The 25,203-nt window shown below is 37.0% G+C and carries 25 protein-coding genes and 1 pseudogene; 10 read left to right on the forward strand and 16 right to left on the reverse strand.

Annotated features, from left to right (window positions below; translation table 11 throughout):
* Positions 1-73 precede the first annotated feature (73 nt).
* Complete coding sequence (locus AB1K81_RS08305; RefSeq protein ID WP_412976192.1) at positions 74-2,119, forward strand: transglycosylase domain-containing protein; 2,046 nt, start codon at positions 74-76, stop codon at positions 2,117-2,119.
* Between the two features lie 471 nt (positions 2,120-2,590).
* On the opposite strand, the gene AB1K81_RS08310 is transcribed toward AB1K81_RS08305, so the two are convergent.
* The 4 genes from AB1K81_RS08310 to AB1K81_RS08325 form a co-directional block, all read right to left on the reverse strand.
* Positions 2,591-3,088, reverse strand: coding sequence for a hypothetical protein (locus AB1K81_RS08310; RefSeq protein ID WP_412976193.1), 498 nt, complete (start codon positions 3,086-3,088; stop codon positions 2,591-2,593).
* Between the two features lie 106 nt (positions 3,089-3,194).
* On the reverse strand, positions 3,195-3,695 hold the full coding sequence (locus AB1K81_RS08315; protein ID WP_412976194.1) for a YwhD family protein: 501 nt from the start codon (positions 3,693-3,695) through the stop codon (positions 3,195-3,197).
* 72 nt (positions 3,696-3,767) lie between these two features.
* Positions 3,768-4,271, reverse strand: coding sequence for a YwgA family protein (locus AB1K81_RS08320; RefSeq protein WP_412976195.1), 504 nt, complete (start codon positions 4,269-4,271; stop codon positions 3,768-3,770).
* Positions 4,272-5,576, reverse strand: coding sequence for an HD domain-containing protein (locus AB1K81_RS08325; RefSeq protein WP_412976196.1), 1,305 nt, complete (start codon positions 5,574-5,576; stop codon positions 4,272-4,274).
* Between the two features lie 99 nt (positions 5,577-5,675).
* Between AB1K81_RS08325 and AB1K81_RS08330 the strand changes: the two genes are divergently transcribed.
* Positions 5,676-6,533, forward strand: a complete 858-nt coding sequence (locus AB1K81_RS08330) for a lipoate--protein ligase family protein (RefSeq protein ID WP_412976197.1) — start codon at positions 5,676-5,678, stop codon at positions 6,531-6,533.
* Here the strand turns inward: AB1K81_RS08330 and AB1K81_RS08335 are convergent.
* Complete coding sequence (locus AB1K81_RS08335; protein ID WP_412976198.1) at positions 6,530-7,177, reverse strand: Type 1 glutamine amidotransferase-like domain-containing protein; 648 nt, start codon at positions 7,175-7,177, stop codon at positions 6,530-6,532. The genes AB1K81_RS08330 and AB1K81_RS08335 overlap by 4 nt on opposite strands.
* Positions 7,178-7,262: 85 nt before the next feature.
* Positions 7,263-8,231 carry a phosphate acetyltransferase gene (gene pta / locus AB1K81_RS08340; RefSeq protein WP_412976199.1) on the reverse strand — a complete coding sequence of 323 codons (969 nt, stop codon included), beginning with the start codon at positions 8,229-8,231 and terminating at the stop codon, positions 7,263-7,265.
* A 293-nt stretch (positions 8,232-8,524) separates the two neighbouring features.
* On the opposite strand from pta, the gene hemQ reads away from it, so the two are divergent.
* The 4 genes and pseudogenes from hemQ (at position 8,525) to AB1K81_RS08360 (ending at position 10,825) form a co-directional block, all read left to right on the forward strand.
* Positions 8,525-9,274 carry a hydrogen peroxide-dependent heme synthase gene (hemQ, locus tag AB1K81_RS08345; RefSeq protein WP_412976200.1) on the forward strand — a complete coding sequence of 250 codons (750 nt, stop codon included), beginning with the start codon at positions 8,525-8,527 and terminating at the stop codon, positions 9,272-9,274.
* Positions 9,275-9,750: 476 nt separating this feature from the next.
* A pseudogene (locus AB1K81_RS08350) lies at positions 9,751-9,863 on the forward strand (cell wall hydrolase); the annotation flags it as partial.
* Positions 9,864-10,031: 168 nt separating this feature from the next.
* The gene (gene gerQ, locus AB1K81_RS08355) at positions 10,032-10,505 is read left to right on the forward strand and encodes a spore coat protein GerQ (protein WP_412976201.1); all 474 of its coding nucleotides are present in this window, start codon (positions 10,032-10,034) and stop codon (positions 10,503-10,505) included.
* 68 nt (positions 10,506-10,573) lie between these two features.
* Positions 10,574-10,825, forward strand: a complete 252-nt coding sequence (locus AB1K81_RS08360) for a hypothetical protein (protein ID WP_412976202.1) — start codon at positions 10,574-10,576, stop codon at positions 10,823-10,825.
* Here the strand turns inward: AB1K81_RS08360 and AB1K81_RS08365 are convergent.
* The 3 genes from AB1K81_RS08365 to AB1K81_RS08375 all read right to left on the reverse strand — a co-directional run bounded on the left by AB1K81_RS08365 (position 10,820) and on the right by AB1K81_RS08375 (position 11,789).
* Entirely contained in the window at positions 10,820-11,188 is a 369-nt protein-coding gene (locus tag AB1K81_RS08365) for a DUF423 domain-containing protein (RefSeq protein WP_412976203.1), read from the reverse strand. The genes AB1K81_RS08360 and AB1K81_RS08365 overlap by 6 nt on opposite strands.
* 14 nt (positions 11,189-11,202) lie before the next feature.
* Positions 11,203-11,511 (reverse strand): YwdI family protein, encoded by a 309-nt coding sequence (locus tag AB1K81_RS08370; protein WP_412976204.1) that lies wholly within the window; start codon positions 11,509-11,511, stop codon positions 11,203-11,205.
* Between the two features lie 146 nt (positions 11,512-11,657).
* Positions 11,658-11,789: a hypothetical protein gene (locus AB1K81_RS08375; RefSeq protein ID WP_412976205.1), complete on the reverse strand. Its 132-nt coding sequence runs from the start codon at positions 11,787-11,789 to the stop codon at positions 11,658-11,660.
* A 306-nt stretch (positions 11,790-12,095) separates the two neighbouring features.
* Between AB1K81_RS08375 and AB1K81_RS08380 the strand changes: the two genes are divergently transcribed.
* On the forward strand, positions 12,096-13,442 hold the full coding sequence (locus tag AB1K81_RS08380) for a YjiH family protein (protein WP_412976206.1): 1,347 nt from the start codon (positions 12,096-12,098) through the stop codon (positions 13,440-13,442).
* A gap of 105 nt (positions 13,443-13,547) precedes the next feature.
* Here AB1K81_RS08380 and AB1K81_RS08385 read toward each other — a convergent pair whose 3' ends face one another.
* Together AB1K81_RS08385 and ku are read right to left on the reverse strand one after the other, a co-directional pair.
* Positions 13,548-14,561, reverse strand: coding sequence for an acyltransferase family protein (locus tag AB1K81_RS08385; RefSeq protein WP_412976207.1), 1,014 nt, complete (start codon positions 14,559-14,561; stop codon positions 13,548-13,550).
* Positions 14,562-15,200: 639 nt separating this feature from the next.
* Positions 15,201-16,040, reverse strand: a complete 840-nt coding sequence (ku, locus tag AB1K81_RS08390; protein ID WP_412976208.1) for a non-homologous end joining protein Ku — start codon at positions 16,038-16,040, stop codon at positions 15,201-15,203.
* 107 nt (positions 16,041-16,147) lie between these two features.
* On the opposite strand from ku, the gene AB1K81_RS08395 reads away from it, so the two are divergent.
* Together AB1K81_RS08395 and AB1K81_RS08400 are read left to right on the forward strand one after the other, a co-directional pair.
* Positions 16,148-17,959: a DNA ligase D gene (locus tag AB1K81_RS08395; protein ID WP_412976209.1), complete on the forward strand. Its 1,812-nt coding sequence runs from the start codon at positions 16,148-16,150 to the stop codon at positions 17,957-17,959.
* A gap of 58 nt (positions 17,960-18,017) precedes the next feature.
* The gene (locus AB1K81_RS08400) at positions 18,018-18,524 is read left to right on the forward strand and encodes a hypothetical protein (protein ID WP_412976210.1); all 507 of its coding nucleotides are present in this window, start codon (positions 18,018-18,020) and stop codon (positions 18,522-18,524) included.
* Here the strand turns inward: AB1K81_RS08400 and AB1K81_RS08405 are convergent.
* The 4 genes from AB1K81_RS08405 to chrA all read right to left on the reverse strand — a co-directional run bounded on the left by AB1K81_RS08405 (position 18,521) and on the right by chrA (position 22,170).
* Entirely contained in the window at positions 18,521-18,781 is a 261-nt protein-coding gene (locus tag AB1K81_RS08405; protein WP_412976211.1) for a hypothetical protein, read from the reverse strand. The genes AB1K81_RS08400 and AB1K81_RS08405 overlap by 4 nt on opposite strands.
* A 139-nt stretch (positions 18,782-18,920) precedes the next feature.
* Positions 18,921-20,315 (reverse strand): L-cystine transporter, encoded by a 1,395-nt coding sequence (locus AB1K81_RS08410; protein WP_412976212.1) that lies wholly within the window; start codon positions 20,313-20,315, stop codon positions 18,921-18,923.
* Positions 20,316-20,515: 200 nt separating this feature from the next.
* Positions 20,516-20,956, reverse strand: coding sequence for an OsmC family protein (locus AB1K81_RS08415; protein WP_412976213.1), 441 nt, complete (start codon positions 20,954-20,956; stop codon positions 20,516-20,518).
* A 38-nt stretch (positions 20,957-20,994) separates the two neighbouring features.
* Complete coding sequence (chrA, locus tag AB1K81_RS08420; RefSeq protein WP_412976214.1) at positions 20,995-22,170, reverse strand: chromate efflux transporter; 1,176 nt, start codon at positions 22,168-22,170, stop codon at positions 20,995-20,997.
* Positions 22,171-22,318: 148 nt separating this feature from the next.
* On the opposite strand from chrA, the gene AB1K81_RS08425 reads away from it, so the two are divergent.
* A complete protein-coding gene (locus AB1K81_RS08425; protein WP_412976215.1) occupies positions 22,319-23,287 on the forward strand; it encodes a DUF4003 family protein in 969 nt (322 codons plus the stop codon).
* A 43-nt stretch (positions 23,288-23,330) separates the two neighbouring features.
* Here AB1K81_RS08425 and AB1K81_RS08430 read toward each other — a convergent pair whose 3' ends face one another.
* Positions 23,331-25,058 carry a phospho-sugar mutase gene (locus tag AB1K81_RS08430; RefSeq protein ID WP_412976216.1) on the reverse strand — a complete coding sequence of 576 codons (1,728 nt, stop codon included), beginning with the start codon at positions 25,056-25,058 and terminating at the stop codon, positions 23,331-23,333.
* Positions 25,059-25,203 lie beyond the last annotated feature (145 nt).

Here is a 25,203-nt window from a genome sequence, read left to right on the forward strand (position 1 = left end):
GTTTATTTCCTCTTTACTTTTCCCATAATGATATTAAATGACAATATACGACAAATCAATTGGAGATTCGCACATGGAGAAAACTATTCTATCTAAGAAAATCAAACGGCTTTTACTAAAAATGGTATTTGGTATGACATTATTTTGTATATCTGGATTGCTACTCATTTACCTTTTCGCCCTTTTACTTGGTCCACCTAACTTGTTAAATGATCAAAAAACGACCTATTACAGTGTTAGTGGTGAAGTCATTGGTGAGGAGCACGGAGTAGAAAATCGCCATTGGGTTGGACTTGAGAAAATGTCTCCTAATATAGTAGAAGCGACCTTGATGATTGAAGACCAACGTTTCTATAAGCATAACGGCTTTGATATAAAACGGATTATTGGCGCTATATTAAAAGATATCAAAACGATGTCCTTGAAAGAGGGAGCCAGCACACTTACCCAACAATATGCACGGAACCTATTTCTGTCTCATGAAAAGACATGGACAAGGAAACTGAAAGAAGCCTTTTACGCAATAAGGCTAGAAATGTTTTACTCCAAGGAAGAAATTTTGGCAGGCTATTTGAATACCGTTTACTACGGTCATGGTGCTTATGGGATTGAGGCAGCTAGTAACCATTTCTTCAATAAAAGCGCTGATGAACTAACAATTGCAGAAGCTGCCATGCTTGCCGGTATTCCTAAGGGACCGACTTATTATTCTCCACAGAACGATTTAGAACGTGCTCGGAATCGTCAACAGCATATCTTAACTATCATGCACGAAAAAGATGTCATTACAGATGAAGAGTATTTCTTAGCCAGCAGGGAGCACCTCACCTATGCTGATCCGAAAGATAGAGAACAGTTAAGTGTTGGCCCATACTTTCAAGACACCGTCCTATCAGAAGCTATGAATCGGTTAGAACTTGACCAAGAATCTATTCGCTCTGGTGGGTATGAAATTTATACGACATTAGATAGTAAGCTACAAAAAGAATTAGAGGAAAGTGTATCGAAGACGATTGCTGATTCAAGTGACATGGAAGTTGGAGCTGTGGCGATCGATCCGAAAAACGGTGCTATCCGTGCTTTAGTTGGAGGGCGGGACTATGCAAAGAGCCCTTTTAACCGAGCAATCCAAGCAAAACGAATGCCTGGCTCAGCCTTTAAGCCATTTCTTTATTATGCTGCTTTGCAAAATGGCTACACCGCAACAACCATGCTTATGAGTAAGCCGACTACCTTTGAAATTGGCAATGGAAAAGTATATCAACCGAGTAATTTTAATGGCTATTATGCAGACGAGCCAATTACGTTAGCACAAGCTATCGCTCTGTCTGATAATATTTATGCGGTGAAAACGAATATGTATTTAGGGACAGATACTCTTGTTAACACTGCTCGGAAATTTGGAATCAAGAGTAAACTACCTTCCGTTCCGTCTCTTGCGCTAGGAACTGCAACAGTAACCGTAGAAGAAATGGTATCTGGATATGGGATGCTAGCTAACGGTGGTTATTCAATAGACGGCTATACGATTGAAAAAATTGTTGATCGAGAAGGCAGAACAGTCTATGAGCGGGATCATGACAGAGAGTTAGCCTTAGATCCACAAAAAGCCTTTATCCTAACCCAGCTAATGACTGGTATGTTTGATGAGTCACTAAATGGCTATATGTCTGTAACTGGGGCTTCCATTGCCGATGATTTGAGCCGTACTTATGCTGGAAAAACCGGTTCCACCGATTCAGATAGCTGGATGATAGGTTATAGCCCATCTCTTGTTACTGGCATCTGGACTGGATACGATGACAATAGAACGATTACTTCGATACCTGAACGCTCCTATGCCAAGGAAATCTGGTCTGCGTTTATGGAAGAAGCACATGAAGGAAAGTCGGAAGAACATTTCGAGGCACCCGAAGGACTAGTCGCCGTACCAGTTGACCCTTCTACTGGTTTGCGTGCTACACCACAATGCCCAACTAGTACCGTCATGTTTTTCGAAGAAGGCACCGAACCTGACTTCCATTGCTCAGATCACTTTTATGGGGATGAGGAGGAGCATGGTCATGAGGAAGTAGAGGAAAAGGGGTTGTTTCAACGGTGGTTTGAGGTGTTTTTTTAATTAGCTAATTGCCTATACATGAGGAATTCTTGTATGTTATGGGTTGGAAATCTATTAGATCTTTTAGGAGCATGTGCCTTGCTATCGGGTACATGCTCTAAACAAATGGGCCCATGTGCTCCAATCTTAGGTGCATCTACTTTTTTATTGGTCTCATGTTCTTAACTAAGGGGCCAATGTATTCTATCTTCAGGTAGAAGTTCCTCTCTTTAGGGTCGATGTCCCCTTCTTCCAGGCACATGTTTTTTACCTTTAAGCCTTTTCATCCCATTATTCCACACGCCAAACAAAAGAAGCCGACAACCGCAAGTGTCCAGCTTGCAGGTGTCGGCTTCTTTTTTGTCCTAGTAATACATGAGTAAGCCCATGTAATAATTAGTTTACAAATTTCTGAAGCAAAGTACAAGATTTTATTAAAAGTTTCATTTTTCAGACACATTTTGTTCACTTTTCTGTTCTGTCGTATTAAAACTACTCTTCTATTATCTCAATGTCTTCAAAAAAATCTGGAATAATATAGGAATAAGCAATCCAATATGTCTTTTCAATAGTAACTCCTTCCATTAGATTATCATGATACAGTACCTTCCTTGCCGTCTTCCCAAATACATTCACTTCTTTTATATTTGATGTTTCCCGAGGTTGATATAAGGTTACGATAGGTGCATCTTCTTCTCCCACAATCAGCGTTACAGGAGAGCTACCATCTGCGTTATGTCTCAACTCTAGTCCATCTGTAGTGTTCTCAATACTAGCTACTCCTAAAGCATTTCCGATTTCATTTAGTTGATAGATGACAAAGATATAGTTATCTTTTAGGTCATATTCTATAATGTCTTTGTAGTTAATATCATTTTCTTCAAGTAAATTAATGACGCGTTGTTCAAGCGTTAACCCAGTCTCAAGTGTTTCTTCTGAACATCCAAACAATGCGAAAACTATACAAACCACGAAGAATCCTTTTATCAACTTAATTGATATCGCCCCCTTCCCTTTTTATTACGTATATGCAAGAAATTTGTTTCACCAAATAAAAAAAGACTAGCAACCAATTCTAGTTGCTAGTCTCTTAAACCTATTCTAATGCTTCTTTTAACTCATCAGTAGAATTCTCCCAGAAGTCAGGTTTGAATTCCTTTAAAAAGTCGCGTAATAAATGTCTTGATTTTTCATCCATATGTTCTACAATAACGTGTCCTTTCAGGGACTTTTCCATATGTTTCACATGCTCTGGCATGGATTTATAGGCTATTTTATTTGGACGGTCAACTAGTATTTCACAACCAGTTACCCCTGCATAATATGGACCATTCTCATTACGGGCAACATTTACCCAAACAATCCAGTATAACAGGCCATTTGGCACCTTCGTACGATCTGGTTGGAATTTCACTCGACGTTCAACATCACTTCGAGCATGCATTGCCCCCATATCCACATAGGCTTTATTTTCATTCGGATCCACAATAACCGATGACATGTTTTCCAGACTAATGGCCCCTACGCCATAGCCACCATGCCCGTCATTGGAATCATCTTTTATAATTGTAAATTGATTTTTATTATCCCCGCTCATTGGCAAACCTCCTAAGAAACTGATTATCCACTATTGTAGCACAGCTTGATAATCCATTTCACTCCTATAGGTTTAGTGAAGCTTTTTATTTAATTCATCCATTAACTTCCATGCATCAGCAATCTCTTCGTCACTAAACTTTTGTTTCGGTTTTACCGCATGTACTTTTTCTTCTACTTCATTCTTTGGTAAATCTTTAAAATATAGCATCGTAGATACGAGCTCAAGGAAACGAGAGCTTTTCCCCTGCAAAAGCTCAATACTCCCCGAACAGTTCGGCATATCCACTCCAAATTGATTTAAAAACGCTGTCCCGTCATTTGTTAACGTATAATGGTATTGAAAATAATTACTTTTCACTTCTTTTTCTTCTTGAATAAATCCTAAATTACACAACTCTTCTATACGTAAAGAGAGCTCTTCTGAATATGGCCCGTAGAAGTGAAATTGAAACTTTTCCTCAAAAGGAACACCAAATGATTGTAAAATATAGACCATTTTTTGTAGCTTTTTTCTCCCTGTAATCTTCTTTGCTTCGGAAAAAAACTGCATTAATTTTGCATGATTTTCAAGCATTTATTCCATCTCCTTGCCATATAGAATTTCTGTGATTTCTTGTACAATGGTTTCGTCTTTGATTGCGTATAAAAAGTCTTTCGGAAAATATAATTTATGATCAGTTCGTTTCTTACCTGAGATGGATTCCACTATATCTGACTGTCTAGAAAGCTCTTTTAAGGAGCCGTTTGGCATTAGTAAATGAATTGGAAGTCGTTCCTCTTCTTCACCTGGACGGTAAAAGTCATACGGTAAGTCGGAAGAAGAATCCACTACAAGATAATAATCAGGGTCAATCCCCGCTCCTTTAAACAACTCAATTAGGCGAAGTATATCGTTAAACTGTTTGTTTGGATTAAATTCCACATACTTAAATAAACGTCTATTCATAAATCGCTCACATAAATCACGTAATATCTCATCATCTTCCTCTTGCCATAGCTGGAAGTAATAATGCACGATAGACTCATCTAACTTTAAATATTCATTTAAAGACACATCTCCAGAAAAGAACGATAAAAAATGGGTCGGTTGTAACTTAAAGCTATACTCTGATTCATAGAGATGTTTAGCACGGTGCAGGATTTTCGTTAAGATAACCTCTGCACTTCTCGTTACCGGGTGGAAATATACTTGCCAGTACATTTGATAACGGCTCATGATGTAATCTTCCACCGCGTGCATCCCAGAAGATTTAATGACGACCTGGTCTTCCATCGGACGCATCACACGTAGAATACGCTCCATATCGAAATGACCGTAGCTAACCCCGGTAAAATATGCATCACGTTGTAAGTAATCCATTCTGTCCGCATCTATCTGACTGGAAATCAAGCTAACTACTAGTTTGTTAGAATGGGTTTTTGCGATGACATCTGCCACTTCTTGCGCAAAACCAGGACTCACGCGTTCTAAAATTTTATTTACACTTGTATCACCTAAAATAATAGCTTGGGTAAAATATTCATGATCCAGTTTAAATACTTTTTCAAAGGAATGAGAAAATGGACCATGTCCTAAGTCATGTAGTAATGCTGCAGACATACATAGTAATCGGTCTTCATTATTCCAATGTGGTCTATTTTGGAAATTTTCGATAATACGGCGGACAATTTCATATACACCTAAAGAGTGGTTAAAACGGCTATGCTCTGCCCCATGGAATGTAATATTCGTGGTTCCTAATTGCTTTATTCGACGGAGGCGTTGGAATTCAGGTGTTGCAATCAGATCCCAAATGACGCGGTCACGAACATGGACATATCTATGTACCGGATCTTTAAACACCTTTTCCTCATGAAGCTTTTCATCTTTGTAGGCCACAATGTTTCAACTCGTTTCTATTCGACGATTTTGTTATCATTATATAATAGATATTCAGGCGAAAAAAGACATTTTTCTGAAATAGCAAAGGAGAACAAAATGAAAAAATGGCAGGAAATCATACATCATACGACATTTCGCTACATTGACCATACGAAAGAAAATATTTTTCATAACGTGTCGAATACAGCCTTAACCGCATTTGCAATCGATGATGCACTTGCAACTTCTGTTAGTTTAGATAAGTCTCCACCAACTATGCGGCTTTGGGTGCATCCAAAAACCATTGTACTTGGTATTCCAGATGCTCGTCTTCCCTATGTAGAAGATGGGGTTAGGCTATTAGCTAGTCACGGTTATCACGTTATCGTCCGGAATTCCGGAGGGCTTGCGGTTGCATTAGATGAAGGGGTATTAAATCTTTCGCTCGTACTTCCGGGTGTTAAGCATTTATCGATTCATGAATGCTACGAGGCAATGGTTCGTTTTGTGCAATATATGTTGAAAGACGTTACAGAAGAAATTGAAGCATATGAAATTGTGGAATCTTACTGTCCTGGAGACTATGATTTAAGCATTGGCGGGAAAAAATTTGCAGGTATTTCCCAGCGTAGAGTTCGTGATGGGGCAGCTATTCAAATTTATCTTGATATTGAAGGGAATAGCCATGAGCGTGCTTCTCTCATACGGGAATTTTATAATGTTAGTATAAAAGGTGAAGAAACAAAATTTACTTATCCGAATGTAAATCCAGAAGTAATGGGTTCATTATCAAGTTTGACCGGATATCCGCTTTCAGTAAAGGACATGAAACAACGAGTTAAAGCTACGTTACTAGAATTAGGTGAAGTTGTTGAGATGGCGTTTTCTGATGACGAGATTCATGAGTTTGAAAAGCGTTTGGAACAGATGGTGAAAAGAAATGAGAAAATCATAGAAATGCTAAAGGAAGCTTAATGTAACTGGATTAAGCTTCCTTTTTCCAATGTGAAGACATGGCCACCATCAAATGCATGTATGATATCATTTTTAAAATAAATCCCAGTTTGCTCATCTATCCCATAGTTATAGATAGTTTCCATATCACTTGTAATCTTTCTAAGATGCTCTTCTTCATTCCACTCTGAGAAATGTACCGCAATTAATGTGTCCTTTAGTAAACCTAGTCCATTTCGCTTCAGATAGTGTTCCCAACCTCCATCTCGAGCAGAAATGACACATATTTCTGTGCTAATAAGCGCCCCAGCAGAAAAACCTGCAATTGGTATACCTTTCGCAAAAACATCACGCACCGCATCGGCTATCTTTGTATCAACAATACATTCTGCATATTTAGCAGATTCACCCCCACAAATAATAAGACCTGTACAACTATTTATTATGTTAATAGTGTTCTCCACTGATGTAGAAGGCATAGGTATGTAGGAAAAGTCTTCTTGCCCTAACTCTTCTAACCGGTCCGTATATCGATGGACGATTGGTTCTCCACCATCTAAGAAAAGAATCGCCACTTGACCACCTGAACTTAAATCTACAAATTTCTTGGCAAATCTTTCAGTAAAAGGTGACCCGCCACCAAATAGGAATAAATGCTTGTCCATCTCCCTTCCCCCTTTCTAAATATTTTGAACTAGTATAGCATAAAAAAAGCCTGCAACAGATTTTTCTATTGCAGACCACTATTGATTACAATGCTTGAGCAGCCGTAATCAATGCTAAATTATAAACATCTTCCGCACTACATCCACGAGATAAATCATTAACCGGTTTATTTAATCCTTGTAAAATCGGACCAACCGCTTCGAATCCACCTAGACGTTGGGCAATTTTATATCCGATGTTTCCAGCTTCAAGGCTTGGGAAAACAAATACATTCGCATCACCCTGAATGACAGCATCTGGAGCCTTTTTAGCCGCTACACTTGGAACAAACGCTGCATCAAATTGGAATTCCCCATCAATGACAAGAGATGAATCTTTTTCTTTGGCAATCTGTAATGCTTCCACTACTTTTTCTGTTTCAAGTGATTTAGCAGAACCTTTAGTAGAAAAGCTTAGCATGGCTACCTTTGGATCAACTCCAAATAGTTTTGCTGTAGTAGCTGATTCAACTGCAATCTCTGCTAAATCATTACTGTCTGGTGCAATATTAATCGCGCAATCTGCAAACACATATTTTTCATCACCACGTACCATGATAAAGACACCCGACGTTTTCTTCACGCCTTCTTTTGTTTTGATAATTTGTAGCGCTGGGCGTACAGTATCTGCAGTTGAATGAGCCGCTCCACTTACAAGCCCGTCTGCTTCATTCAAATACACTAACATTGTGCCAAAGTAGTTTTCGTCTAACAACAAGTTACGAGCATCTTCCTCTGATGCTTTTCCTTTACGACGTTCTACAAATGCTTGAACCATTTCATCAAATTTTTCATAGTTGTTTGGGTCAAGAACCGTAGTTGAGCCTAAGTCTAGATTGAGTTCATCCGCTTTTTTCTGAACAGCTTCTTTATCGCCAACTACAATGGGCTCAAGAATTCCTTCCGCTCCAAGCTTACTAGCAGCAGTTAAAACTCGTTCGTCTAACCCTTCCGGAAATACGATCGATTTATTTTTACCATTTACTTGTGATTTTACTTCATCAAATAAGTTCATATTATTACCTCCAATTGTTGTATGTACTTAATATGTATCAACTAGCAGGAAATGTTGCACATATCTCGATGTCTAGACCATTATCATCATAGTACAAATACTACTCGAATGAAAAGCAATGACACATCGGAAGAAATCGACAATATCGTGACAAACGGGCCGAAAACACCTATAAACGTTGATATATCGGGGTTTTTATATCACTTCAACAAAATGTCTCTTCCATGATTATGAGATTCATTTGTGATATAGTAAACTTATGATTATGATAATACTTTTAAGGAGAGATACATATGGTAGAAGCTGTCGAAACAATGGATGGTTGGTATAGCCTACATGATTTCCGCACAATAGATTGGACTTACTGGAAAACTGCAACTCCAGAAGATAAAAAAGAAGCGATAGAAAGCTTTGAAGCATTAATTGCAAAATGGGATGCTGTTGAAGAAGCTAAAAATGGCTCTCATGCTATGTATAAAATTGTAGGTCAAAAAGCAGATTTAATGTTTATGTTCCTACGTCCTACTATGGAAGAATTAAACGAAATCGAAACAGAGTTAAATAAATCTAAATTTGGTGAGTACCTTACTCCAGCACATTCTTATGTTTCCGTTGTCGAGCTGTCTAAATATCGCCCTGCAAAAGACGGTATTGATCCAGAAACATTACCAGAAACCCAAGCACGCTTAAAACCTATTTTACCAAAATGGGAGCATGCTTGTTTCTATCCAATGGATAGACGTCGTGTAGGTGAAGAAAACTGGTATACATTAGAAAAAGATGTACGTGGTAAATTGCTTTATGAGCACAGCAAAACAGGACGTAAATATGCTGGTAAAGTAAAACAAATCATAACGGGTTCTATCGGTCTAGATGACTGGGAATGGGGCGTTACATTATTCGCACATGAGCCACTTCAATTCAAAAAAATCGTGTATGAAATGCGTTTTGATGAAGTAAGTTCCCGCTATGGTGAATTCGGTGAGTTCTTCGTCGGCAATATATTTAAGAAAGAAGAAATTACTAAATTCTTGGAAGTTTAAATCGAACATTGGAGACTTTCTGTTTCGACAGGAAGTCTTTTTTTGTGCAAAATTTCAAGTGAATGCAAAAATAGTGAGGTTTTGTCGGATATTCTTCGGAGTAAAGCCGGTTAGTTTGAAGGTATCAGTTGTTTTAGAGTGAGCTTCAACTGAAATGGTTGGAACATCAACTAAGATTCTGAGACAATCCACTTTTTGGGAAAATCATCAACCGAAATAGCAAAATTTCAACCGTTCTAGGAACTTTTCAAGTTACTAGTTACCCTTAGTCATATTATGTAAACAATATCTTCCCCTACAATTTTTTCCTAATTATTTTCTCTAGGCATATCACTTTCCGCCTATACATACATATAATCATAGTAGACCTTGGATAAAGATGAGGTGTACGTGTGGAGTAATACCATTAAACAAAAGCGACGTATACCTATTAGCATGACTAATTTGAACTGGTAGAAGGTGATAGTGTTGAATAGATGCTAATGGTTGGAAACGTAGGAGTAAATCGAGTTATGGCAGATTGCCTTGATTTTGTAGTTATAAGAAGTACTAACATATGGTATATCAACAACCTGGAATCTTTGAAGCTAAAGGGTAAAGGTTTTATCCTGAAGTAATGTGTAATGGTTTTTAGACTTGAAGGGGAATGTCCTGCTCAGTGGTATAATCAGTGAAATATCCACTACCTTCGCTTCTTCTTCCGTCTGCAACTGATTATCCAATAGTCTTTTAAATAATTTTTAGGAGGTTTTATTAAATGACTGACAACAACCAAGGAAATTCACAACAAAATGCGAATTTTGGTTATCAACCGTATTACTACTTCCCACAATCCTCTCCAGCATTTTACCCAGCATTTAATTATCGTCAATTCATTCCACAAGGTCAACAGCCTGTGCAGCAGCAACAACCGCAATCGCCATTTATCGATGTTCCGGGAATGTTACCATCGGAACAATCATTTATTGAGAACATTTTACGTTTAAATCGTGGTAAGGTAGCGACTGTTTACATGACTTTTGAAAACAATCCTGATTGGAACTCTAAAGTATTTAGAGGTGTGGTTGAGGCTGCAGGTCGAGACCATATCATACTTAGCGATCCACAAACTGGAAAGCGTTACTTATTATTGATGGTTTACTTGGATTATATTACGTTTGATGAGGAATTAAACTATGAATACCCATACGGTGGCGGCAACCAAAACCTAGCAACATTTCCTCCAAGGTAATGAAGGATACTAAAAGGATGGTTTAACGTACCATCCTTTTTACATAATGTTAAGTGTGAGGCGATTTCATGCGACATCCATATGAAAAATTTATTCGGGGTGAATTAGTAGCAATAGTACTTGCTATACTATTTGGACTTATAGCATTAATCCAAGGAGTATTCTTACTCATCATTCTATGTCTATATCTAGTTGCAGTAAGTCTTATCTTCGATGGGCTAATTGCGATGAAAATGCGTCATCAAACCCATGGCATCAAACAAATGCTGAGATCTGCCATGCTGTTTTTATTTGCTACGTTTTTATTAATTTTCCTATAGAAATTTAACTATAGTATATCCAAGTATAATCCAAGCGATTAAAAAGGCAATCCCACCAAGAGGGGTAATCATCGCAAACGTCTTGATTCCGGTAGTAGAATAAATATATAGACTACCTGAGAATAGGACAATCCCTATTAAGAATAACCACCCAGCCCAAGAGAGACTTCCGGTTTGGATTTTCATTCCGATTAATCCTGTTACTAACAATGCCATAGTGTGGAACATTTGATAATTAACAGCCTTTTCCCACGTCCCTAATTGTTTTTCTGTTATTCTGCCTTCTAAACCATGTGCACCGAATGCCCCGAGGGCTACAGCTAGAAAACCATTAATCACACCTATTAGTAAAAAAATCTTCATATACTCTCGCTCCCTTAAAAATCAAAAATAGAATCTCCGTTACCTTCATCATCAAGCTCTATCGATTTCTTAAACTTTTGTTGAGAAGTGGAGATCGATTTACCCGTCTCCCCAACCATCGCTTTTAATTCCGCCTCATTAATTTCTGGTTTATTTAAAGTTTGTACTGGTGGTGAATCTTCACCTTCTGGTATAAACAAATCACATAATAAACGGATGTTTTCAATATGTTTAAGCATTTCGTTCTGGTTATGCAGATTATTATTTGCTTCTTTTAGTTCAGCCATCATTTTTTGCAAAATCCGCTCGTCACTAACTGCCACTTGCGACACCTCTCTTCTCTTAAAATCATCCTTCTATATCATACCGAAAAGTATTACCTTCTTAAAGAAAAATAGACTTTACATACAAATTAAAAAAGCCTTGATGATTCAAGACTTAACCGTTTTTCTATGGGGATATAACATTTTTAAGCACTTTGATCTTTATTCTCCTCTAAATAGCGACTAAAAACCCATTGCAAAAATTGAACTTCATCATTTGTTAGCCTACGATCTAATTTAACTTCTATGTCCTTGTGCATTTGCAAGTAGTTTTTCATACGCTACCCTTCCCCCTCTGTTATACCTATTAACTATATATTACAATTTTTTGAATATATACTCAACATGTATTTGATGAATTAGTTATTTATTACTACCCCGCCGATAAATAGCAACAAATTATTACATAAATCCATAGGATTTACACCTATTACTTTCATCATTTGTTGTTCTACTGCTATAAATCTAGCATTTTAATAAAAATACATTTTGACAAATATATATACAGTATTTATACTAATAAAAGTGATTTAAAAAATACCTATAATAATATACTAATAAAAATACACATAAGGTGGTTTATCATGAGAAAATCTTACTCTATTGGGGAGCATTTAAAATTTATCATCCCTTCCATAATAGGAATACTTCTATTTATTACTCCGATGAAAACCGAAGATGGCTTCACGATTCCGATTGCTATTTTAGCGAATTGGGTACAAGATCAACTTCAAGACCAATTGTCCCTAATCATGATGATCATTATTACAATAACAGCACTTTTAACTATTCTCGCTCGAGCCCTCGGTAATGAGAAGATGGCTAAAACACCATTTTTCCAGAAATTACTTTTCGTTAATTGGTTTTGGACCATTACGAGAGTACTTGCTGCTGTATTTGCAATAATGGTTTATTTCCGAATTGGACCAGAGGCTATTCATGGCGAAAATACAGGTCAGCTATTATTAGATAGTTTATTACATGTGTTATTTGCTGTATTTTTGTTTGCGGGTATTTTTCTTCCGCTGTTAATGAACTTTGGACTGATGGAGTTATTCGGTACGCTAACAACGAAAATTATGCGCCCATTATTTAAGTTACCAGGACGTTCTTCTATTGATGCTTTAGCATCATGGATTGGTGATGGTACGATTGGAGTATTACTGACTAGTAAACAGTATGAGGATGGCTATTATACGAAGCGTGAGGCTGCTGTAATTGGTACGACCTTCTCCATTGTTTCAATTACCTTTTCATTAGTTGTCATTGCTGAGGTCGGACTTAGCCATATGTTTTTACCATTCTATATTACTGTACTGATTGCAGGACTTGTGGCAGCACTAATTATGCCTAGAATTCCGCCATTATCTAGAAAATCAGATACGTACGTAAATGAACGAGCTACTGGAATAGAGGAAAAAATTCCAGAGGGGCATAATTCATTTACCTTTGGTTATGAGAAAGCGATTGGTCGGGCGAAAAAGGAATCAAGTTTTTATCAGTTTGTAAAAGAAGGATCTCAGAATGTTTTAGATATGTGGATGGGTGTTGCGCCTGTTGTAATGGCGTTTGGTATTGTAGCACTTATTATTGCGGAGTACACGCCTGTTTTTCAATGGCTAGGTACACCATTTATTCCGATATTAGAGCTGATGCAAGTACCTTTTGCACAGGAAGCGTCACAAACCATTCTAATTGGTTTTGCAGACATGTTCTTACCTGCTGTGATTGGAGCATCGATTGAAGCAGAAATAACAAGATTTATTATCGCTGCCTTATCAGTGACCCAGCTTATTTACATGTCTGAGGTTGGGGGACTATTACTAGGTTCAAAAGTTCCCGTTTCTTTTAAAGACTTAGTCTTTATTTTCTTACTACGTACGATTATCACATTACCAGTTATCGTATTGTTTGCTCATATTATTTTTTAATACAAACGGCTGTTTAAACCAAAGAGCCAAACCTACTTTTAATGAAGAAGGTTTGGCTCTTTTTATATTTCCTAGAAAAAGGGGGGCTACATATATATACGTATATTATCTCGAAAAAGTTTCATAGGTTCTATAACTTTTAACCATTTTTTTCATATTTGTCATTTTACATTCTATTAATGGCTGACTCATGGTTAGAACTGGTTTACTTGATAGTCCTAATACAATAAGCATGGAAACCCCCGCAAGCCCGATCACATCTAGTACATTATTTACTTCAAATACATCATATGCTCGGAAGTATTGAACGAGAAAGCCATGTAAGAGATAGACATATAACGTTCTTTCCCCTAGCTTCGTCATACTATTTCGCTTAAATGGTACCCATGCAAGGACACTAGCTGCCATTAATGTTGATGTCAAGTAAACAAGTAGTCTCGCTACCCCACCAAACTCTTGCATACCAAGATCAAAATACGATTTAGAGGCGAGTAACCAACCTGTATTAATTTCAGGGGCAAAATATATACAAATAGCGATAGTCACCATAACTACGACAGATAGAACTTTCGCACTGCGACGTTTCAACAGTAAAATATGCTCTTCTTTTAGCCAATATCCCAATAAGAAAAATGGGAAGAATACAAATGTCCTGGATAAACTAAATGAATGCCCAATTGCTGCTAAATATCCTACAGTTATCCCTAGTAATATAGCGACTAGTAAACTAGCATACACTGGTAGTCTTTTAAACAAAATTAATAACATATGCCAACTAAATAAACTGATTAAAAACCATAAAGACCAGTGTGGATAAAACATATCGGTTAACCAATTTGATTTACCGATAACGTAATAATAGGATGAATAGATTAACTGAAAGATAATATATGGAATTAAAAGCTTCTTTGCTAATTTTAAAATATATCCTTTATCTCCAAACCCTTTTGCGAAAAATCCTGATAAGAAAATAAATGCTGGCATATGAAACGTATAAATCCACGTATACAACGTATGCATTCCCGTTGATCCGTCAATATAAGGCTGGATTACATGCCCAAACACCACTAAGAAGATTAAGAGTACTTTTGCATTGTCAAAAAAGGCGTTACGTTCCAAGGTGCTCATTCCTTTACTATTTTTTTTACATGCAGAATCTATAATACTCCTTTACCCGCTGCAAAAAAATAATACGCATTATCTGACCAATTTTAGTAGGGTTGTTAATGACATGTAAAGGCAATGAAAGATTGAAAATGGAATGTAATGTATATAATTGGAAGTATTTGGTGGGGACTGATGTTAATTAGGAATTTTTGGGCTCTTCTGTGGCAACTCGGGCTTATCTTTTCGTTCTTAGGGCACATCTTGTTCAATAACGGGCGCATCTGCGGCAGCTTGGGCTTATCTTTTCGGGTTTTGGGTACATCTTGTTCATAAATGGGCGCATCACCACCATTTTTGGGCTCAACTGTGGCAACCCGGGCTTATCTTTTCTCCTTTTGAGCTCATCTTGTTTAAAAATGGGCGCATCTGCGGCAACCCGGGCTTATCTCTTCTCCTTTTGGGCTCATCTTGCTCAACAACAGGCGCATCACGGCCACTTTTGGGATCATCTGCCACCAACCCGGGCCCCTCTTTTCTCCTTACGGTCTCATCTTGTTCAACAACAGGCGCATCACGGCACTTTTAGACTCATCTGAATTTACTCCCTATAACGAAAAGCCCTAACCATAAAAAAGGTGAGGGCTTTTTTTATTATTTTGCAGCCTTTTTCTTTGCTGGGGCTTTCCGCTTCTTCGGCTGTGAGGGTTTTGGTTTATCCTTTTTAGCTCGATCTAGAGATGCTTGGAGTGCTTCCATTAAGTCTGTAACATTATCCGGCTTCGGCTTGTCCTTTGCGGTCGTCGTTTGATCTGTATTTTTCTTTTCTTCAATTAAATCTAGTAACGCAGTTCGGTATTCATCCTTATACTTTTCCGGTTCAAATTCTGTTGTTAATTGATCGATTAACATTTTCGCTGTATCTAATTCCTTCTTCGCAATTTCCACTTTCTCCGGGATATTCGGAACCTCTTTTACATCCCTAACCTCGTCTGGGTAATGGATGGTTTCCACAACTAAAGCATTTTGATAAATACGTATAACAGCAAGCTGCTCTTTGGAACGAATCATCATTTTAGCTACGCCGATTTTTCCACTTTCCTCTAGTGCTGCACGTAATAAACCATACGCCTTACCCCCACCTTCATTCGGTGATAGATAATAGCTCTTCTCAAAGTATATTGGATCAATATCTTCTAATTTCACAAAATCTATAATTTCTACTGCTTTATCCTCTTGTTCTTTCTTTAATTCGGCAAGGTCATCCTCGTCTAAAATAACAAATTTATTCTTTGCATATTCATACCCTTTGACAATATCATCAGTTCCGACTTCCTTTTCGCAAACTGGGCATACTTTTTCATATTTAATTGGTGATTTACATTCTTTATGGAGCTGCCTTAGCGAAACATCTTTATTTTCCGTTGCCGCATGCATTTTTACCGGGATATTCACAAGTCCGAAACTAATTGTACCCTTCCACATCGTATGCATTCGAATTCCTCCCTTTTCCATAGTTTGTCGTAGTTACCGATTTTTAATCCTAGCCTGATTATTTTACTCGTTTTTCATCCATCTTATTAAGGAAGGGAGTTATACGTATGGATGTTATGAAGCCTATTGCAACAAAAGATATACCTAAGGGAAAAGAGTGGCTCTATGAAGTGAAATATGACGGATTTCGTTGTGTACTTCATTGGGAAAAGAATGGTGATATTAAGCTAATTAGTAAAAATAAAAAAGATTTAACACCGCAATTTCCTGAAATTGTATCCTTTTGCAAGGAAAAAGAAGCTTCCTTAAAAAAGCTACTTCCCTTAAAACTAGACGGTGAACTTGTAATATTAAACAATCCATATCAGTCCAATTTTTCTAGTATTCAAAAACGTGGACGTTTAAAAAACAAAGATTCCATTCAAAAAGCTGCTTCCAGAAGGCCCGCGACACTGTTAGCCTTTGATCTGTTAGAAGTATCAGGATTAGATTTGTCCCAAAGGCCTTATGAGGTACGAAAGAATGAACTTCATTCCTTCTTTCAAAAGGGCGATTTCCAAATAGATGTGTGGGATCGCATTGGCTATGTGGAAGCTTTTCAGGATCCAAAGGAATTATGGAAGCTTATATTTGATCACAAAGGAGAAGGTATGATTGCGAAGAGCAAAAAGAGTACATATCGTGCCGGAAAGACCCACCAGGACTGGTATAAGATTAAAAATTGGAGGCTGATACACGGTTTCTTAACGGAATATGATAGTAAGAATGATTATTTCTCCGTGCAAGTTTACCAGGGAGAGAATCTATATTCCGTTGGCAAATGTAAGCATGGGTTAAGTGATACTGATTTTGATACAGTTAGGAAGCTTTTTGTAGCAAATGGAGATAAACAAGGAACAAACTTTAAACTACCTCCTGCAGTAAGTTGCGCTATTCATACGCTAGATATTTACCAAGGTGAGCTTCGCGAGCCTGAGTTTAGCCGGATTGCTCCTGATATAAAGCCAGAGGAATGTACGATTGAAAGATTAGAATTAGATTTAGCGATGCTGCCGAAATCAATTGATTTTGCTAATACGGATAAGTATTACTGGCCAGATGTTCACTTTACGAAGGGGAACTTCTTGCGTTATATGCGTGAGATTTCTCCTTATATGCTTCCATTTTTAGAAAATCGCGCCCTTACTACAATCCGATGTCCAGATGGGGTTCATGGAGAATCTTTTTTTCAAAAGCATCTTCCCGCCTATGCACCAGATTTTATTAAAGGGGTTGGAAAAGGTGATGAGAAATTAATGATTTGTGACTCGCTTGATTCTCTAATGTGGTTTGCAAATCACGGTGCATTGGAATTCCATGTACCATTTCAAAATATAACTAGTAAGCATCCTAAAGAGATTGTTTTTGACTTAGACCCACCTAACAAAGATGAATTTGCTTGGGCAATAAAAGCTGGATTAATTATTAAACAGCTACTTGATGACCTTCAGTTAATTTCGTTTGTAAAAACGTCCGGGAATAAAGGGCTTCAAGTTCATATCCCTATACCAGAAGGAAGCATGACTTATGAGGATACAGGGGTGTTTACTCAAGCAATCGCCTATACCGTGGAAGGTCAGCAGCCCGAGCTATTTACGACCGAAAGAATGAAAAACAAACGGAATGGAAGACTGTATATTGATTATGTCCAACACGGAAAGGATAAAACTTTGATTGCTCCCTATTCAACAAGGAAAACATTAGATGGAACAGTGGCAACACCGCTTTATTGGGAGGAAATAACGGAACAACTACGACCAGAAATGTTCACGATAGAAAATGTAGTGGATCGCGTGCAAACTAGTGGATGTCCATTTCGTAATTTTTTTCAAATCGGTGAAAAACAAAATATGGATTTAGTTAAGAAGTTAATTCATTAAAAAATTCCCTCTTTTCATGTATGATAGTAGCAAATAATGCTTTATTGGAGGAGCTAATATGTCTAGAGGGAAAATTTTTCTCCTTATATTACTTTTAACAACCATTATTTATAGTGTCATGTTCGTTATAAATGTAACGGCAGAACCTAAATTCATAACAGAAGCTACATTGTCTCATGTGGATAAAGAGATAATTGATCCTTACAAACAATTTAGTGATAACCCGAATTTAACTGTTGAAGATGTACGCCAGTTATCTATACAAGTAGAAGTGAAAAAGAACTGGAGTATGTCTAATATTGAAATAGAAATTCCTAATTTAGTGACCACAATCGATCACTATAACAATCAAATTCGTTCTTTGAAAGCGAGCTACCGTAAAGGTTCTACCGAAGCTATTTCATCGGTTATATTTAATTATCAACAACTAACGGTAGCTGATTTGAAAGAAATGTATCGAGATGATCTCATCAAGATAAAGTGGGTAGAAAACGGAGAAAATAAACAACAGGAAATTAGCATATCTAGCTTAATAACTGATGGACGAGGTGGAACTAAGGATTAGTTACCACCTTTCCTTATTTTCTTCTTTCTGTATACTAGAAACCACACTCTAGTTATTGCCCCAATTAACAACACCAAAATCGTAATCGTAATCATTTGGTACTTACCTATTTTTTCTTCTGAAGGTTCATTTATGCTTGCTTTTTCTGCTATGAATAAATTAGAAGAAGCCTCAAATTCATTAGTACTAGAAAAGCCTACAGGTAACCCAATCACAAAAATGAAAGCGAATAGTAACAGTATCACTTTCCTTTTCAAACACATCATCCTTTCTTTATTGATGTCATAGTTGAAAGTCATTTTGGTGAATTAAATTTTTGCTATGTTATGTATATATAGTTTATTTCAAAAAAAATATAACCGTTCCTGATAAGTCCAGGAACGGTTCATGTTAAAATTATAGTGATTTTGCTTCTTCTATTGCAGTTTTATCATTAAATACTTCAGTTTTAAAGTTACCTAGGATGCGAGATGTTAATGTTCCCGTAACCATTGCACCGTTAACATTAAGAGCCGTACGTCCCATGTCAATAAATGCTTCAATGGAAATCAATAGACCTGCAAGACCAACCGGTAATCCCATAGAAGAAAGAACGATTAGTGCAGCAAATGTTGCACCACCACCAACTCCAGCAATACCAAATGAGCTAAAGCCAATGATTAATACTAATGGTACTAAGAATTCCCATGTTAATGGATCAATTCCAACAGATGGAGCAATCATAACCGCAAGCATTGCTGGATAAATACCAGCACATCCGTTTTGCCCCATTGTCGCTCCGAATGATGCTGACATATTGGCAATCCCTTCTTCAACACCTAAAGCATTTTTCTGTGCAGAAACGTTAAGCGGAATCGTTCCAGCACTAGAACGTGATGTGAAGGCGAAGCTTAATACTGGTAATACTTTTCTCACATAATTTAATGGGTTTAGACCAAATACCCCTACTAAAATTAAATGAATAATAAACATAACTGCTAGTGCTAAATAAGATGCTAACACAAATTTACCAAGCTCTAAAATACCTGCAAAATCAGTAGTTGCTACTGTATTTGCCATTAAAGCTAAAATACCATATGGTGTTAAACGTAATACTAAAGTCACGATACGCATCACAACACCATAAACTGCATTAACCATTTTCGTAAAGGTTTCTGCTTGTTCTGGGTTTTTCCTACGTAACCCTAATACGGCAACCCCAACAAAGATAGAGAATATTACTACTGCAATAACGGATGTTGAGCGTGCACCAGTCATGTCTAAGAATATATTAGACGGAATAAAGTTTAAAATACGTTGTGGTGTAGAGACAGCTTCAACATCTGTTGAGTATCTTTCCTCTAATGAAGCAGCGCGTTGTTGTTCAGCTTCACCAACAGAGATTTCTTCAGCATTTAAATCAAAGATTGTAGCAGATGCTACCCCAACTAATGCTGCAATCATCGTTGTAACAATAAGTAAACCAACAATCCAACCAGCCATTTTTCCTAATTGGGCTGTTTTTTCTAGGTTAGTGATTGCTTGAATAATCGATACCATTACTAATGGTACAACAATCATCATAAGGAAGTTAATATATCCACGACCAACAACACTATACCAATCTGTTGTTGAAACTAGAGTTTCTGATCCACTTCCATAAATCCATTGTAGTAATGCTCCAAGTACTATCCCAAGACCTAGACCAGTAAATACACGTTTCGTAAAAGAAACATGTTTACGTTGCATGTATACTAATAACGCGATAATTGCTACTAAAACAGCAATATTTAAAATGACCATCCAATCCATTTATAATTCCCCCTTATTATTTTGTATAGAATATGCTTTCTAGATGGTTATCGTAACTAAAATATATTAATCCGATAAATTTAGTATGACTTTAATAAGATACATCGCATTTAATACGATGTCAAGAGAATGAATTCGCGTAGACTGACAAAAAGTAACTAAAAAGAGACACTACTTTAACTGGTAGTGTCTCCTTTTTTCTATAAAATATTTGCCTGTAACTCAAGCTCCACGTTCCCTTGAATTGCTCGGGAGATCATACAGCTCTTTTCTGCTTTTTCAACAAGTTTTTTTAATAATTCATAATTGGCTTCACTTGCTTCTCTAGTTAAGGAAACGGTCGGGCGATGGATAATTTTCTTATAGGTAAATACGCCATTTGTAACATCTACAATGCCTTCCGATTCTAGTGACATTTCTTGTAATGGCAGTTTCGCCCGTTCAATCATCGCAGCTAGGGTAATAATATAGCAAGTTGCTGCTGCACCAAGAAGCATTTCATCAGGATTTGTCCCTACTCCTGGACCATCCATTTCAGGAGGAATCGATATTTTGGTTTTCAAATTCCCTGCATCGATATATCCTTCACTATTACGTCCGCCTGGCCAATCCGCTTTCAAATGAAAATGATGTTCTGCCATCCTAACTCACCTCACGTCCATTCTAACGGATAACCGATTTAAATGAAAAGGTAATGCATAACTTCACCTAGTACAACACCAATAATGACAATTAGCCATGCAGGAGTTTTCCAGAAATAAAGTAATGCAAATAAAATAGCGGCTAATGAAAAGCTTGCAGCATTTGTAATAGAACTTGTAAAGACCGGATCGTAAAATGCAGCTAATAAAATTCCTACTACACTAGCATTTACTCCTGTTAAAATTCCTTGAAAGCTTTTATGCTTACGTAATTCACTTAAGAATGGTAGTGCACCTATGATTAGAAGGAATGATGGTAGAAACATTGCGATCGTTGCAATTATTCCACCTAAAAGACCACTCGTCATCGTTCCAATATAGCTTGAAAATGTAAATAACGGACCTGGTACCGCCTGAGCCATACCATAACCAGCAAGAAATTCACTGCTCGAAAGTAAACCCGGTACAACCTCTTGTTCTAATAATGGTAATACAACATGTCCGCCCCCAAATACAATCGAACCAACTCGGAAAAACGTATCAAAAATATTTACATATTGATTGTTCAAAAGCTGGGCTAACATTGGCAGACCAATTAATAAAACTACTAACAAGGATAACGATATAATACCTTGCGTTTTTGATATGGAAATGGAGAAAGTTTTTACTTTCGACTCCGCATTTTTAGAAAATAGAAAATAACCTATAATGGCAGCCCCAACAATAATGGCTATTTGCACAATTGCTGAAGGAAATAACAGCATGATTAACATCGCAACAACTGCGATAGCTATACGAGGCTTATCTGGTGTAAGCGTCTTTCCCATACCAAGGACAGCATGAAGCACAACGGCAACAGCTACAATCTTTAAACTAGTTATAAATGTCGCATCACCTAACGAAAAGGATTGAAATGCTAATGCAAAAAGAATAAGAATAAGGACAGATGGCATGGTAAAACCAAACCAAGATATGACACCACCTAATAATCCACCTCGTAACATTCCAATCGAGATACCAACCTGACTACTTGCGGGTCCCGGTAAAAATTGGCATAAGGCAATAATATCTGCATACGTCTTATCATCAAGCCACTTTCGCTTATCGATATATTCATTTTTAAAATACCCTAGATGTGCTATTGGTCCTCCAAACGAAGTTAAACCTAGTTTTAGAGACGTTCCCAAAATCTCTAGTAACGAATTTTTCTTCATTGTTACCTCCAAACATTTATTTTTTCTAAAGTAACATATTCTATTAAATTACGCTTTAAATTTACATAAAATTTACAAAGCAGTCTGTCTGAAACTTTTAATTCATGTATTTCGTATATAAATTAACCAAGTAAAAAGGAGCATACCTATGAATATGAAATTGGATAATTATATACAAACGTTTGAACTATTAAAAAGGAACTTGAAGTGGAAAGTTTCTGACAAACGGATTTTGATGACCATTTCTTCTATATATGTTCTTAACGGAAAAACATTAGATGTAGATCGATTTCTCCAATTAGCTGATGCTATCCAGAGTAGAGCTAGTCTCTTTTCTCCTTTACGTTCTTACTCTAGATTCACAACCGCTGCAATGTTAGATGTAAAGTTTGAAAACCCTGAGGATAAGATAGAGGAGCTCTTTCAGCTTTACGATTTATTCCGGGAAGAAAAATTTAGTAGTGGCGTGTTTACTTATATTGCGGCAACGATTTTATTAACTAATGAACAGAAAAATTCAAAGGCAACCATCCAGCTTACTAAAGAAATATATGATGGAATGAAAAAAGAGCATTCCTTTTTAACAACAAGTAGTGACTATCCATTGGCTACGCTTCTTGCTCTCGAGTCTAGATCAAATATTATCAGTCATATCGAAAGCTTCTATGATGAGCTTGCCAAACATGGATTTCGTAAAGGAAATGACCTTCAGTTTTTAAGTCACATTTTAGCGCTTGAAAAAGATGCTTCTAAAAATGTGTTAATTAATCGCGTTATTCAAGTGATGGATTCGTTTGTAACATCAGGAATACGGGCAAAACCAATGTATTATCCATTTATTGGGATGCTAGCTTTACTTCCACAAGAGGAATATAAAGTAGCACCTGTTCTTTCCTTGTATGAGGAGTTAAATAATCAAAAGGATTTTAAGTGGTATAAAGAGATGAATTTGATGATGGCAGCTAGCTTTTTTGTAAATGAAAAAACGGAACAAAAAGGGCTAGCTGAAACTAGTCTAAGCACCATACTAGAAGCTATCCTGCAAGCACAACAAGCGGTAATGATTGCAACTGTGGCAGCTACTGCAGCTGCAAGCTCTAGTAGTAGTGGGAACTAATAGAAAGAAGCCCTCATGTAGTATAAGGGCTTCTTGATTATTACTATGAAATAATCTCATTCATCACTTCGTTCATTTTTTCCTTTAATACTGCTAAGGTTTCTTCACTTTCTGCAAGACTATGACCACATGTTCCGAAATAGCATTTAATCTTCGGCTCGGTACCTGAAGGTCTTAAACAAACCCAGCTATTATCTTGTAACACAAATTTCAATACATTTTCTTCTGGTAGTTCGATTGTTTCCTTTTTACCCGAAGATGTGATTAAACGTTCCCTCACCAAGTAATCTTCAAACAGTTCTACTTTATATCCAGCAATTTCTTTAAACGGATTTTTGCGGATCGTATCCATAATCAGGGCTATTTTTTCCGTACCTTCTATCCCTTTTAATGTCAAGGATGACATACCTTCACGATAGTACCCATGCTTTTTATATAAATCTTCTAACGCATTGAGTAATGTTTTACCTTGCTTCTTCCAGTAGTATGCCATTTCACTCGCCATTACAGCGGCTTGTACAGCATCCTTGTCCCGAGAAAAGCTGCTAATTAAGTAGCCATAGCTTTCCTCATAGCCAAACGCAAACGCTTCACCTGTTGAATCAAATTGATGAATCTTTTCACTAATATATTTAAAACCAGTCAGAGTATTTATCGTTTCTACCCCGTACGATGTAGCTACCGCTTGCCCTAACTCAGAAGTAACAATCGTTTTTAAAACACGAGCATTAGGAAGGAGTACTTTATTCGTATGGAATAAAATGTAATCAATTAAAAGCGCTCCTAGTTGATTACCGGTTAATACGGTATAATCACCCATGTCATTTTTAACTGCTACGCCTAATCGGTCTGCATCCGGGTCAGTACCTAATAAAATATCAGCATCCACCTTTTTCCCTAGTTCAATCGCCATCGTAAATGCTTGGTGCTCCTCTGGGTTAGGAGATTCTACAGTAGAAAATTCAGGATCAGGCTTCACTTGTTCCTCTACGACAGAGACCTTTGTAAAATTTAACTGTTCCAACCCGTTAGTAACTAGATGATAAGCTGTCCCATGTAAAGGGGTGAAAACGATATTAACATCCTTTTCTTCTTGTATTTCTTCATCTGGAAGCTTGGAAATTTGTTTTAGGTTTTCTAAATAAGCATTATCGACTTCATCGCTCAGCCAGACGAGTAATTCTTTTTTCTCCACTTCATCTTGTTCTAAAACAGGAATCTCTAGCTCATTATCGATCTGTTGAATGGCTTTAATAATTTTATTCGCCTCATCTGGAACCATTTGTCCACCGTCTTCGTTATACACTTTGAAGCCATTATATTCAGGTGGATTATGGCTTGCGGTAATCATAATTCCTGCAGCCGTTCCTAAAAATCGTACCGCAAACGATAAGAGTGGTGTTGGTCTTAGCGATTTAAAAATGTACGTCCTAATTCCAAACATACCTAACGTTTTTGCCGCCTCAACAGCGAATTCATAGGACATATATCGAGAATCATACGCTACAACGACACCACGGTCTTTCACATTAACAGAATTATTTAGCAGATATTTAGCTAATCCGTAGACTGCTTTTCTTATCGTATATATATTCATTCGGTTTGTTCCTACGCCGAGTACACCGCGCATTCCGCCTGTTCCAAATGATAGTTCTTTATAAAAAGCATCTTCTAATAGATTAGATGGTAATGTTGCTAGCTCTTGTTTCAGTTGTGAATCTAAACCTTCATAAGCATTCCATTTTTCATACGCTGACTTCCAATTCATCATCAGAGTTATCCCCCAGTATTTATTATGACCAAATTTTATCATAAAAAGTTTTAATAATCTAATGGACAGTCATTCTAGTTTATTCTTCTTATTTTTAGGAAACAATTATATTTATAGATTTCATTAATGCGGAATGGTCTTTAAT

Source organism: Ornithinibacillus jepli (assembly GCF_047228935.1).
Lineage (GTDB): Bacteria > Bacillota > Bacilli > Bacillales > Amphibacillaceae > Ornithinibacillus.